Genomic DNA, 13,151 nt, shown 5'->3' on the forward strand with positions numbered 1-13,151 from the left:
CTACTGGCGGATCTACCGGTGGTTTTGGTTTCTCTGATTCCGTTGGTGGATCTACCGGCGGTTTTGGCTTTTCTGGATCCGTTGGTGGATCTACCGGTGGTTTCGGCTTTTCTGGATCCGTTGGCGGATCTACTGGCGGTTTCGGCTTTTCTGGATCCGTTGGCGGATCTACTGGCGGTTTCGGCTTTTCTGGATCCGTTGGCGGATCTACTGGCGGTTTCGGCTTTTCTGGATCCGTTGGCGGATCTACTGGCGGTTTCGGTTTTTCTGTCCCTGGATTTTCCGTACTACCATTCTCACCTTCCGGTGTAACTGGTGGATTCACAACTGTATCTGGTTTCTTCTCTTGTGGGAAAATATCTCCTATACTCGCTACTGAAGAATCAATATTTTGATCCCCAAATGCAAAATGGTCTCCGTTCACGGTGACTTGTGGCTTATTATCTGTAATAGCTGCAATCACATTATCTTTTGCTGTATCTTGAATTGATTTTTCTGTCGTTTCTTTATCAAAGAGTGCTAGAACACGGGAAGTGGTTTCATCTCCATTTTGAAGATTACTTACAATAGATTTTTCTTTAAAATTAATTTTCGATTTATCAAGCTCTTCTAGAACATAAGAAACTTCATTATCCTTACTTTGAATTGCATTCTCTGTCATTGCTTCGAAATCTTGTTTGTTCAGATTTTCTTTCTTTTCCTCCGGCTTATTCTTATCTACCTTTTTTGTAATAGCTGTTTTACTTTTTGATGATTCCTTACTTCCAAACCAACTGCACCCTGTCGTACTCAATATCAATGAACCACCAAGAAAAACAATTCCCATTTTTTTGTACAGATTCTCATAATTTAAAGGCATGTTATTCTCTCCCCCTTAGATGTTCTGTAGATCTTTATCAATTTTTTCAATCTTAGCTTTCTTTTCTTCTTCACTTATCGTAGATTGCTGAATATCTCGTTTTTCTAATTCTTTCACCTCTTTCATCAAGTTTCTATTTCCTTGCGTTTTGGCAAAAGAATAACATTCTTCATATTTTTTTAGATTTACAAAAGCTTCAACAATGAGCTTTTCACGTCTACCATCCATAGTTACTTTCCCTTTTAGCTTGATTACCTCTTCATATTTTTTATTCAGTGCCGCCTTTTCAAAGTCGATCACATCATTCTTGACATCAATTTCATTGATCTTATTCATATTGTCTATTCCGATAAAATAAGCAACCACACTTTCTGCAAATTTCGGCTCATATTGTAATGCCTTATTTGCCTTTCCATTTAATAAATAAGTAAATAAAACTGCCTTCTGACTATCTTTATCTAATTCTGTATAATTGACCTTATCGAAGTATTTAACGGCTTCTCCATACTGTTGAATAGCTGCCTGTTGTAATCCTTTTACTACATATTGTTCAGAACCAGCATTTGCACTCGAAACTGGCTCGGAAGAGAATAACTTAAAGGCAAATATGGCACCAGCTCCAATTAACACCACGCTTCCTATGACACTCGCAATCATCTTGAATCCTTTTCTATTTTCCTTTCCAGGCTTTACTTGTGTTTTCACTTCATCCGATGGACTATAAGAGGGTTCTTCCTTCCTTTCTGGTGATTCTTCTTGATATTCATATTCTTCATGAAAAGGAGAATCATTGATTTCTCTTTCTAATGTTTCTAACAGCTCCTTCTTTTGTTCCTCTTGTTCCGAATCTAATTGCATCACATTCATTTTTTTAGAAATGTGATCAAAAATGTGAGCTGCATAACCAGAACCGAGTGATAATGTACCGTTATAGATTTCATTAGAATGACCATCTAACAAATCAAAATCAATTTGTTCTTGTCGCCCTGCTTCTCTATAAACCCGTTCTAATCGTTTGGTTAAGGTATAAGCTTCAAAAAACGAATATTGCCTACCCGACTCAATTTCTGTTCCATTACTACTTTTAAAAATGACAAACATGGCTTCTCCTTTCTTCCATTTACTTTAAGTTCCATGAAAAAAGGGCAACAAAAAAAGCCATACCTTTTGCATAGCTCCCTCATTGCCCTATTCATATTTATTCACTATTTCATCCAAAGAAACGGAAATAAGATTTGACCAAATTTTACATTACTATTTACGCTCTCTGCTAAGTATTGGCATCCCATTACGATAACAAGTCCGGCTGCCCCACCAATAAACCACCAAATACATTTATGTCTTCCACGCTCACCGCCCCAAATTAAGAGGTAAGCGCCCCAACAAAACACAATAGCTGTACTCACCATTGCTCCTCTTTGCATCCATGTAATAAATGAATTCCCTGTATTAATTAGACCATCCATCGCATCACCTAACACTAACATTTGAGCTATTGTTTCCAACATATACATTCACTCCCTTTTCATTTTTAGATGCTTATACGTTACTAAGCTGACTTGACTCATTCGGCTTGCTGTCTTCTTTTACTTCTGTTGATGTTGCTTTATAAGCTTGTAAAGCTTTCATTACTAAATCTTGATTTTCTTCAATGTATTTCTGATGATGTAAATGAAGCCAATGGTTATAATCCTGACCATTGGCTCTTAATAGGTTTGCTACCATATCTTTTTCTTTTTTTAATTCCCTCTGTGTAATCGCCACTATATCACCACCTTTCAATGATTATGTGATTACTTCTGATATTGTTCTTTGCAATTTTGGACAAAATAGTTAACTTCTTTTTCAAGTTCTGACTCTTTAAATGTGGAAAAATCAATATCTTTTTTCAATTTTCCTTTTTCATAATAAGCCAGGGAATCTCTTCTTTGTGATAATCCCCAATCATAAGGGTTGCTTGAACCTGGTACATCTTCACGCTTTTCATTCAATTCTTGTATCTGAATTTTTTCTTGCTGCGCTGCTTTTTTTATAATGTGAAGCCAAGTCTCTCTTTTCTTCTTAGTGGAATTTAGCATAACAAATCCTGTGCCATCCTCACTCATGAACTTCTTCATTTCTAACGGACTAAGTTCCATTACTTCCCCTTTTCCCGAACTAAAGACAAATGTTGAACCAATACCAATTGCAATTAACAGTCCAACAACAGCGGAAATGATCCACCCTTTGCGACTCATGCATGTTCCTCCCTATGTCATATTTTTATAAGCGATTTTGAAGTGTGATGAGACACATCTAAACTTCAACATCTGTCTTCATTTTATAACATTTAAAGGAAAGTGGGATAGAAAATGGAAATATCATTTATGGCTGGAATGACGAACCCTGTATTGGTATGCGTATAGAAACTAACCCCGACCTAGCTTCTATATGCCCAATACCGCACTACGTATTTTGGCATGAACGTAGAACCTTATGTATCTACTGTTTGTATGGTTTATCGCTTCTTTAGAATGTCAAAATGGGATATTCCTCACGATCACTAGCGCAAACAGATTTTTGATACAATGCATTTCCAATGGTCACTGATATGAGTTTTACGTACGCACTCTTCTAACGATAATCGTATACCTAACCCCTCTAGTGACCGTTTCAAGGGAGGCACGCATATATATTGAAAGCCGTATATCATCCTTCTACATCATTACTGAAAGGAAGATATACGCAATATATATCTAAATTGTCAAAGAGCAAATTACTTTGTGCTATGTTCTCAGCACACTTCAAAATCGCTTTTTTTATTTACACTTTTGTTTTACAGCTACTAGTTCTGCTTGTTTATGTTTCCGTTTAGCAATTAAATTTTGATGTTCATCCCTCACCGAACGAACTTGATAATAAATTTGAGCTACATTTTCAATGCTTCCTGTGCTATTTTCAATGGCAATGGTGCCTTTCAGTTCGTATGTTTTTCCGTCAAAAGTTTTAACACTATGAGCTTGTGATGCGGCAATATCATAAAATGTGAGTCTTTGTTCTTTTCCCATATGAACGCCTCCTATTTTTGATAAAGAAGGGAGAAAAACGCTTCTCCCATGTATAGTTTTCTAGCCATCTAGATAGGATAAAATAGTGAACGAGTGCTTGATATCATGCTAGGATTGTTGTATTATACGAGGTTATGATGCGTTGCGCTGCCTCTTTTCCGTATATGTGCTGTAATTCGGATTGAGATTCAACTACGATTGAATGATGAATATGGTATGTTGCGCTTTCTTTTAAAAACTGCTCCATATGAGGGATCGGGTACAAATCATATTGATGAAATACCAGGTGAATCGGTCTTATATTCTTGCATTCTGTTAGATATTGAAGAAAATTCGATAACGCTTCTCCTCTATCTTGATAGGTACTTGCTTGTGTTTCTACACTGATATACACAACTGCTTTTTGCTTTATATCCATTTGAAGCGTTTCATAACCAGTCAGTAAATCATGTTTGAGTATGTGATACCCTTGTTCTTGCTTCTCCTTATGTGTGTCTTCATAAAACATGCCTTTCGGATCAAAAATAAAAATGAATTTATCAGTTGCCTCGTTCAATCTTTCTATAACTGATCTATAACCTCCAAAACGAGCTTTTATGACACCAGGAATCATATCCCTTCCATCCACTCCTCTCAGCGCTTTAATCACCCTTGTGTACTTCTTTGCTACACCTAACATATACGATGCTCCTTCCAATTTTTTTATCTACTGACGATTAGCGAAACATCAGTTCTTTAGAAAGCCAGGAACTTTTGCGCCGCCAAATTTCTTCCCCAAGTTCCCCTAAATTTTTCGCTTTACCGACATAAACTCCAGTCACTACCTTTTATCTTCTTTTCGGCTTCATGCTACTTTTTTACGATTTCCTATTGCAAATACGAATCCTATTAAGACAAGGACAATACATGCAAAGCCAATCCATTTCAAATGCGGATTTTCAGCTTTCCCTCCCGTTGTAGGAAGATTACCTTCTAATTTTTCTACTTTCCCTGATGTTTTTCTGAGTTGCGGTTTTGTAATAATCTGTTGTGGTTTCTCTGATTGTGGTGTAACAGTTTTTTTGTTATCTTTGATTGTTCTCGTGTCTGTGGTATTTGTAGTTGTTCCGGTCTATGCGGAGAGATCTGGTGTAGGTGCTGTTGGTTTCTATTGACCTTTCACCATATGCTTAATTATTTCACCATCTTTTTTAAAATCAAAAGAAAAGGATTCTTCATTAATCAAATATCCGTCTGGTGTAAATGTTTCTTAATATGTGTATTTTCCTGCTGGGAGCTTGTTCTTTTCATTCTCAGTAACACTGAAAAGAATTGGATCGTTCACTAAGATGTAACCAGTTGGTAGGGCCCTTTCAATGAATTGATAAAGCTCCCTCATGTATGCAGTTTTCAAAGAATAAAAAACTTAGCAGTCAATCTTTTTTTGAATTTCACTTAAAATTATATTATTCAAAGTTTATCTTTAGATCCTTTTTGCTTTACAATGTAAATACAAATGTTTTTTAACCCCTATAGGATTTTTAAGCATTAATTTACTCTAGCTTTGCTCGATAATATGTTGGAATAAATAATTTTTCAATTGGTTCCATATAATAATCAGCAATTTTTTGAGCACGTTGAGCTATTGTTCCTTTTTTACCGATTTCAATTTCTTGCAACACACTTTTAGGGATTCTCAAGTCACTTGCAACTTGTTTAATTGTCAGCCCTTTAGCCTCACGCGTTGCTCTTATCGGAGTTAAAATTGCTAACTTAGAACTATTATGCATTTTATCACCCCCTTATTTGCATTTTAAAACGCTTATAGCGTTCTGTCAATCCCTTTGGGATCAAAAAAATCCTCAAGGGATTAGAAAGGTGGAAATTATGGAAAAAAATAATTTTGGAACTAACCTTAAAAAGTTAAGAATATTTAAAAATGTGGAGAGAAAAGAACTCGCAGAGTCTTTAAACGTAGCATATAGTACATTAACAAACTGGGAAAACGGTGTAAAAGAGCCTGATTTGAAAAATTTTAAAAAAATCGCATCATATTTTGGTGTAAGTACAGATTATCTTTTAAATCATGAAATAGCTGATAATGAATTACTAAGAAAAGGAGAAGATAAACAGCAACTAATCGCCAATTTCTCACAAAAGCTATATGAGCAATACATGAGTATTCCAGATCAACATAAACCTAAAGTTGAAGAAGAACTACTTGAGTATATAAATTACTTAAGATTTAAAACAAAAGTGAATTCTGATTCAAATTGAGAGAGTGTGCTTATGAAGACACCCTCTCTTCATCTATGTACTCTCCATTAGTAAAAATATCAGAGATATCGCTATAAATTAAATACAAACTACTATCTTCAGCTTCAAATATTTTTTCAAACCATTCTTTATCAAATTTCTTCATGAATTATTCCCCCTTGAACAATTTTACAAATGATATCTTTGTGAAAAACATCACTATAGTCCTATTTTTTGTTAATTAAAAATAAACAGGACACTTCCAAAAAACACGAAAGACGCTACAAAAAGTAGCGTCTAAAAAATAGAAATTATATCTATATTGTTTAATGTCCTCCTGGATCAGAAACCATGTAGTAAGTTCGTTCTTTTGAATCAACAGGTTTATTATCAGCAATACTGAAAAATATAGTTGAAATACTTAAAAGACATATCATAGCAAATAATCCCTTTTTCATGCTATTTCACCCCTTCTTTTAATAAAGCATCTTTTACAAGTTGAACATAATATAAATTACCATTCTTTTCGAACTTTTCTAAAGAGTCTTTCATCAAAAGTATATCATCCTTTATCCTTGAAAGGTAATACAATCTAATCGCAGTTAATTTTCCCTCTTCTTGTAGTTTATGAAATATCTCGAGTCCTCTACTCCTATCGCCAAACTTACATTCGTAGTAAGCTAGTTCCCCAATGTCTATATAATCAAAATCAATCTTATCAAGATTATATCCATATTCTATATATAAAAATGCTAAAGTCGTCTTAAAAGCAAAATACTTTTTACTATCCTTGGATACACCCGAATCCTCTAAAACTTTAATGGCCTCCTTTAAATATTTTTCAGCCTTTAAAATATCATAACCATTCCCTATCATATAGGATTCTCCTAAACAGCATAATGCTGATGCTTTAATGATTGGAAAGTCAAATTTCGATTCTAATATGTTTTTACATACATCCCTACAATTTTCAATGTCATTTTCTAACAATTTAAGATATGCCACTCTTTCCTTATACTGCATTTCCAGACATATTTTAACAAACTTATTTTCAACTTTATTCAAATGACTTTCTATTTTTGCTGAAAATACAGTCATAGCCCTATAATTTGGGATGTCATACATTGCAAGTCCATATAATATGTTCAAAATTACTTGGCATTCTTGATTATTAGAAAAATTTTTAGCATCTAACTCGTCTAACAATTCTTGACCAGTTAATTTGCTATTATTTCTTTTATTATATAAATCATAAATGCTTAAATATTTATTTATTCTCTTATAATTTTCTTTCTCATCCGAATCACCTAATTTTCCCTCCTGTATACTACCCAACTTCTTATCAATAATTTTTTGCATTATGGAATATTCACCAGTACACTGGCAATAACCCAAAGCTTTTCGGACATTTAAATCTTTTTCACATAAGAGAATAAATTCATTTATTTTTTGTTTTCTTTCATTTCTATTTTCATAGACCTTTTCAATAATAACTAAAAAGGATTCTAACTTCATTTCAGTTTTTCCAGATAACCCTTCACAAAGTGCAGATTTACTTACTCCTGTCTCTTTTGCCAAGCTTCGAATACTTAAGTTTTTAGCATTTATTGCGTTGTATAATTCATTCATAAAATTTATCAATATCTGCTCCCCCTTATCAGCACACAAATAACTGTCACGGAATTTTTTAAAATACTTATATGTGTTTCTAAGAAGTCTTTTTAACAAACTATGTATATAGGGTGGGCATAATCCCCTTTTAATATAGATCATATATCCTATTATTCGCATCCATATTTATACATACATTCTATATTTATACTAGTTTAACATGACATCATAGATTTTCTTTTTTCTATTCAGCTAACAACTATTGAGAAAGTTTTTCTGAACAATATTAATTATTAAAACTTATATTCTTATGAAGCTTTGTAGTACTTTTCATAAAAGTAAATCCTGGATAATTTTAATCCTATCGGGATTGATATTTGTATTAAAAGGCTTTAAAATGTAAAGGGATATGTTTCAAAAATAATCTTTATAAATGATAATTTAAAATAAAAAAAACCCACCGCATCTTATTTTCAATTGATCGACAGTTTGGCCGCTGAAATCAATTGAAAATTCCCGAATTGGTAAGGTTTTAATTTACACTATATTGTATTTACTTCTTAATCAAGGATAACATAAAGTAAATACTATGTGAATATAAACCTCTACTTTTCCAATATTTTTATTTGTGGTGGAAAAAATAGGAGGTTTTTTCAGTGTTATTGCACAATTTTTTGCTCAGGCAAGCAAAAACCGAATTAAGTCCCCGAATCAAACACTTATCCAAAACACCTGGGGCTATTAATCAAGCAATCAAGAAAGTTACTATTTATATTGATAATATTGTCCTAGAATATGAAGGTGTTACTACAAAGGATTATCTTACCAAACGAAAATATGAAGCATTAGAAACTGTTTTATCATATTTAGTGCAAGAAGGGTATTCCCAAGTAAAGCAAGATCATATCAGTAAAAAATCAGGTATTTCAAAACCAATTATTAACTACGTGTTTAATTGGTTACAAGACTTGGGAGTGTGCCAACAAATCAAAGTTCGAAGACATGGTAAAATTGCCCCTTCAATTTACATTTTAACTCTACATAGCAATTATTTAAAAATCATTGAATATTTCAAGATGAAATGGGCTGTAGCAATTGATGTCTGTTCTACTTTCACTAAATTTTTAAAGAAAAAACTCTTTAAAAAAGTTATTGAATCCAAACATGAGGAAAAGAATACTTTATCTAATGTCATAGATATTTTAAATTTTGAAGAACTAGAAAGACCAAATACTAATTCACAAAATGCTATTGATAGATCACAAGATTTAAATGATTATTTAAGTGAAGATCAGAAAAAGGCATATCGCTATATAACAAGTCAACCAGTAACATATTTAACAGAACAGGACGCTTATACTATAGCCTTAAGAATGCCGAAAAAAATTGATCGTTATCAAAGATGGGATTTTGAAAAATGCGTTGAACAGTTTGAATATAATCAAGCTGAAATAAGTAATCCCGCTCATTTTATGAAAATGTTCGCTGAAAAATCTAAACAAAGAAAAGAGCGTAACGATTATGAAGCGAAAGAAGCCTTAACTAATATGGAACATGCACAAAAATATGAAAGCAAACTTCCAATTATAGACTGGCTTAATAACAAGAAAATAGATTCTATTCTGCAAAAAATGGGTGTTCTAAGGCCTTAATAAAAAAACATCTAAAACTTAGCCTTGCTCAAAAATAATATAATTAGCAAGGCTATTTGTCATGTATTCTTATAATCCCCGAGCAACGTACTATTTTTCCCAAAAAAGAAATTCAAAACACCTCTCAGATCTTATAATTATTTCTCTTTTTCTAAACTATTCAGCTATGAAATTTCCACTCATATGAAACTGAAATTTCTATCATTTACTCACAAATTAACCTAGTAATTTACTAAGGTAAAATCTTGAATCCCTTGATACATCTAGCCTAGAACCTCTAAAATAGACTCTAATGTTTATAATGGTTTTATTTTTTAACAAGATTTAATAAATACAGTATTCTATCCTAAAAGGGAAATATTATAAGTATGTTCTTTATCATTTTCTGACAAAAGACTCCCTCTTAATTTTTGTGATTATTTGAGGAAATATATCAAATTTACAAAAAGTAGGGAAGCTTGTATGTTTCTACAAGCTTCCCTACTTTTTTTGTATTATTTAAGTTATTTTTTAAATAATTTAGCGAACCATGATTTTTCTTGTTGAGTAGATGCAACCAACTTCTTAGTTTCTTGTATTTCACGAATTACTTCTAATAGCTGTTGATCCCTGTTATTTATTTTCCCATCAATATTCTTTTGTTGTTCATCAACCTTATTCAGTAACATTTGATTAGTTTGTTCTAAATGGTCTATACGCTTTAAAAGTTCCATGTTCATAGCTTTTTGTTCTTGAAAATATATAGAAACCTCTTTCATACTCTCATACATCGTCTGAATAATTGGTTTCGTTATTTCGTTGTCTTCATCACTTTCCTCTACTACAATATAATCTACATTTTGTTTTAACATCTGTTCTATTATTTCTGGTGGCTCTTGTGCATCTTTCATATTAGCAATTAATTTAAAAAGCTCTAATGCTTCCTGTTCATATCTCAGCGTTCGCCCCTTCGTCCCAGCGACGGTTGGTAAATAAGGTTTGAATTGATCCCGCCAGGCCTGAAGGGTTGTCCGTGGCTTCCCAAGCATCCTTGCTATATCTGCAAGGGAATATGTTTTCTTATAAGGTTCTTCCCTATCCATTCCATCGTCCTCCCCTCATCGTCATTTGTTGTTATCGATGTCCGACATGTTGTCATTACATTGTTATTGGTTATCATCCATGTCGGTCATGTTGTCATTGTATTGTTATTGATTATCATCCATGTCGGTCATGTTGTCATTACATTGTTGTTGACCATCATTTATGTCGGTCATGTTGTTGTTTTACTGTTATTCATCATCATTTATGTTCGACATGTCGGCGTCTAACTGTTATGTGTTTAATTCGTTTGAAAGAAGGTATTTCCTTGTTTATTTTGAATTTTTTAAGTGTATAGGTTAATTAAATAATAAGTGTGATTCAAGTCGTACTTATTATTTAAAGTGTTCTTATTTTTGATTAAATGTGCTAAAGCATAATCAAAAGTAGCACTTAAGTCGTACTTAATGTATAAAGGGGGAATTATAAATGAAAATTGGAAGAAAAGTAGCGGATTTCGGAAATAGTTTTAATAATTTCATGGTTGATGGTTATTATATTGAACTTGCAACGAATGTAGTTAAGATTTCAAAGAAACAAGCTGAGGATTTACTTGTTGATCGTATTTCTAAACCAGAAGATTTACTGGATAGATTACTAATTTCCACTGAAATCGAAGGTGAAGAGTCTTACTATTTAGTTGGGCAATTGGCTGAAGATAATCAGTTAGCAAACTCACATGTAAATAAGATGCACGATAAAATAAATAGTCCTATCCCATACGTATGCTTTTTAGGAGCAATTGCATATTATCATGCCCTTAATGCTGATCAAGAAGATAATGAAATTGAAATTGAACACATGAGTATGATGCTTCCAATTTGGCTTTTAAAACGCGAAGAGAAATTTAGCATTGCCCATAAAAAAATGGAAGACAGATTTAACGGTGAACATAAAGTTAAAGTGTTAACACCAGGAATGGAGAAAGAACTAACTATTACAGTCCAATCAGCAAAATGTAGAAATGAATCAGAAGTTGCTAGACATTCTTTAAAATATAAAATGGTTTCAAAAGATCAGAATACAAATGTAATTAGTATTGAAAAGCGCTATGAATCTGAGCGATTCGATGACTATGAAGTAGTTTTAACTGACATTGGTGGCGGTTCTACAGATGCTGTGCGATTAGGTAAAGGGCTTACTACACCTAAGCACAGAGATTCTTTCCAAGTTATCGATATTGAGCCATTCTTAGGATACCTAGAACGCTTTAGAAAAGAAAAATTGATTCAATACTTTAAGGATTTAAGAACATTAGAGAAATTTATAGTTAATAATTATAAAGTACAAAAGTATGTACTATCGAATGAAAATACTGGTGAAGAATATGATTTTACAAATGAAATTGTAGAGGCGCTGAAAGAATATGCAAGAATTTTAGTAGCTAAAATTCTTGATGTATTCATCCCATCTAGTACGAATACAGTATTGAAATTCATTTATATCGGAGGAGAAGCACCAGTTTTAGAACCTTACATCCGTCTCGCTTTATTGAATCATATGTCTGAAATGGCTGCTAAAAACAATCACTTCTTCTTGAACGATATTATTCAAAATAGCGACAAAGAAGTATTTGCTCCAACTTCACGTACAATTAATCTAACTGCACTAGAATTAAAAGTAATTGATGAAATGAAGGGCCAGTTAGCTTAAAATAAAAGGACGTGCTGATAATGGCTAAAAATAGAAAAATGGCATTACATGCTGATAATATGCCTGAAGATGTATATAGGATCCTTAATGAAAAAGCTAATGGTAGACAATTAACAGCATTTGTTGTTGAACTGGTACAAAATGAAAAACGTTATGAGCAACTACTGAAGAAATTAGATAATGTAGAACAGAGATTACATCTTTTAGATACAGTTGAGAATAAATTGGATCTTTTGCTTACTAATGGATTTGTTTCCGCACAGAGACAAGAAGATTTAAAAACAGAGGAGCCCATATTGCAAGAAGGTAAAATTATTGACGCCAGGGTAGTACTTGGTGGGATTTCTGAAGAAGATAACGAAGAGCTCGATTTCTAACTAATAAAGAAGACCTTTAGGTATAATCCTAAGGTCTTCTTATAATTGTGTGACCTAAAAATCTGTTGAATTGAACTAGCCCCCACTTAACACCAAAGTATCCTTCGGTTATCCTATTAGGCTAATCCCGTATTTCCTACAGTTAATACGAAATTCGTACGGTATCACAATCATATTTTGGTTTTTTGACATCTAAAAATAGACTTGGTTTTGATAGTACGGATCCCACTGACATAAGTCATCTTTCCCCTTTAGGGATGGGAGTGTCAAAATGAGGTAGTCCTGATATCACGGCTATAATCCCCTTCATAATATAGAAATATCTCTATTTCTATAATTGGATATTTCCCTATTCCTCTACTTCTATTATAAGAAATGGTGGTATAAGGGATGTCTCTGAACAATTACTGCTTCTATTGTATGTACTGCATATTACTATTATAATCTCTCTCAATATAGATATATCCCTATTTCTATAATTGGATATTTCCCTGTCCCTCTACTTTTATTATAAGAAATGGTGGTATAAGGGATGTCTCTGAACAATTGCTGCTTCTATTGTATGTACTGCATATCACTATTATAATCTCTCTCAATATAGATATATCCCTATTTCTATAATTGGATATTTCCCTAT

General features: G+C 32.9%; 16 protein-coding genes and 1 pseudogene. 4 read left to right on the forward strand and 13 right to left on the reverse strand.

All coding sequences use genetic code 11. The annotated features are described in order from the left end of the window. The 9 genes and pseudogenes from Q3V31_RS25745 to Q3V31_RS25785 form a co-directional block, all read right to left on the reverse strand. Positions 1 to 859: hypothetical protein (locus tag Q3V31_RS25745; RefSeq protein WP_329767463.1), on the reverse strand; the 859-nt coding region annotated here is incomplete at its 3' end. Positions 860 to 874: 15 nt separating this feature from the next. Further along, positions 875 to 1,960, reverse strand: a complete 1,086-nt coding sequence (locus Q3V31_RS25750; protein ID WP_329767464.1) for a hypothetical protein — start codon at positions 1,958 to 1,960, stop codon at positions 875 to 877. A 104-nt stretch (positions 1,961 to 2,064) separates the two neighbouring features. Continuing rightward, on the reverse strand, positions 2,065 to 2,373 hold the full coding sequence (locus Q3V31_RS25755) for a hypothetical protein (protein ID WP_033669985.1): 309 nt from the start codon (positions 2,371 to 2,373) through the stop codon (positions 2,065 to 2,067). Positions 2,374 to 2,398: 25 nt separating this feature from the next. Beyond that, positions 2,399 to 2,623 (reverse strand): hypothetical protein, encoded by a 225-nt coding sequence (locus tag Q3V31_RS25760; protein ID WP_001018799.1) that lies wholly within the window; start codon positions 2,621 to 2,623, stop codon positions 2,399 to 2,401. A 29-nt stretch (positions 2,624 to 2,652) separates the two neighbouring features. After that, a complete protein-coding gene (locus Q3V31_RS25765) occupies positions 2,653 to 3,096 on the reverse strand; it encodes a hypothetical protein (RefSeq protein WP_329767465.1) in 444 nt (147 codons plus the stop codon). 561 nt (positions 3,097 to 3,657) lie between these two features. Further along, on the reverse strand, positions 3,658 to 3,906 hold the full coding sequence (locus tag Q3V31_RS25770) for a hypothetical protein (protein WP_033728777.1): 249 nt from the start codon (positions 3,904 to 3,906) through the stop codon (positions 3,658 to 3,660). Positions 3,907 to 4,009: 103 nt separating this feature from the next. Then, positions 4,010 to 4,585: a TraM recognition domain-containing protein gene (locus tag Q3V31_RS25775; RefSeq protein WP_329767466.1), complete on the reverse strand. Its 576-nt coding sequence runs from the start codon at positions 4,583 to 4,585 to the stop codon at positions 4,010 to 4,012. Between the two features lie 165 nt (positions 4,586 to 4,750). Continuing rightward, positions 4,751 to 5,272, reverse strand: a pseudogene (locus Q3V31_RS25780) (prealbumin-like fold domain-containing protein); the annotation flags it as partial. A gap of 166 nt (positions 5,273 to 5,438) precedes the next feature. Further along, complete coding sequence (locus tag Q3V31_RS25785) at positions 5,439 to 5,675, reverse strand: helix-turn-helix domain-containing protein (RefSeq protein WP_048376219.1); 237 nt, start codon at positions 5,673 to 5,675, stop codon at positions 5,439 to 5,441. A 97-nt stretch (positions 5,676 to 5,772) separates the two neighbouring features. Between Q3V31_RS25785 and Q3V31_RS25790 the strand changes: the two genes are divergently transcribed. Beyond that, positions 5,773 to 6,162: a helix-turn-helix domain-containing protein gene (locus Q3V31_RS25790; protein ID WP_048376221.1), complete on the forward strand. Its 390-nt coding sequence runs from the start codon at positions 5,773 to 5,775 to the stop codon at positions 6,160 to 6,162. 10 nt (positions 6,163 to 6,172) lie between these two features. Here Q3V31_RS25790 and Q3V31_RS25795 read toward each other — a convergent pair whose 3' ends face one another. The 3 genes from Q3V31_RS25795 to Q3V31_RS25805 all read right to left on the reverse strand — a co-directional run bounded on the left by Q3V31_RS25795 (position 6,173) and on the right by Q3V31_RS25805 (position 7,782). Beyond that, positions 6,173 to 6,307, reverse strand: a complete 135-nt coding sequence (locus Q3V31_RS25795) for a hypothetical protein (RefSeq protein ID WP_016103737.1) — start codon at positions 6,305 to 6,307, stop codon at positions 6,173 to 6,175. Between the two features lie 160 nt (positions 6,308 to 6,467). Beyond that, the gene (locus Q3V31_RS25800; protein ID WP_255286246.1) at positions 6,468 to 6,599 is read right to left on the reverse strand and encodes a hypothetical protein; all 132 of its coding nucleotides are present in this window, start codon (positions 6,597 to 6,599) and stop codon (positions 6,468 to 6,470) included. Between the two features lies 1 nt (position 6,600). Then, positions 6,601 to 7,782 carry an AimR family lysis-lysogeny pheromone receptor gene (locus tag Q3V31_RS25805; protein WP_098426001.1) on the reverse strand — a complete coding sequence of 394 codons (1,182 nt, stop codon included), beginning with the start codon at positions 7,780 to 7,782 and terminating at the stop codon, positions 6,601 to 6,603. 626 nt (positions 7,783 to 8,408) lie between these two features. On the opposite strand from Q3V31_RS25805, the gene Q3V31_RS25810 reads away from it, so the two are divergent. After that, positions 8,409 to 9,404, forward strand: a complete 996-nt coding sequence (locus Q3V31_RS25810; protein WP_098426002.1) for a Replicase RepFR55 — start codon at positions 8,409 to 8,411, stop codon at positions 9,402 to 9,404. A 503-nt stretch (positions 9,405 to 9,907) separates the two neighbouring features. Here the strand turns inward: Q3V31_RS25810 and Q3V31_RS25815 are convergent. Continuing rightward, positions 9,908 to 10,486, reverse strand: a complete 579-nt coding sequence (locus Q3V31_RS25815) for a DUF3967 domain-containing protein (protein ID WP_328024818.1) — start codon at positions 10,484 to 10,486, stop codon at positions 9,908 to 9,910. A gap of 427 nt (positions 10,487 to 10,913) precedes the next feature. On the opposite strand from Q3V31_RS25815, the gene Q3V31_RS25820 reads away from it, so the two are divergent. Further along, positions 10,914 to 12,137, forward strand: a complete 1,224-nt coding sequence (locus Q3V31_RS25820) for a ParM/StbA family protein (RefSeq protein WP_329767468.1) — start codon at positions 10,914 to 10,916, stop codon at positions 12,135 to 12,137. Positions 12,138 to 12,157: 20 nt separating this feature from the next. Continuing rightward, a complete protein-coding gene (locus tag Q3V31_RS25825) occupies positions 12,158 to 12,514 on the forward strand; it encodes a hypothetical protein (protein WP_001107552.1) in 357 nt (118 codons plus the stop codon). Positions 12,515 to 13,151 lie beyond the last annotated feature (637 nt).

The sequence above is a fragment of the Bacillus nitratireducens genome (assembly GCF_036320425.1).
Taxonomy (GTDB): Bacteria; Bacillota; Bacilli; order Bacillales; family Bacillaceae_G; genus Bacillus_A; species Bacillus_A nitratireducens.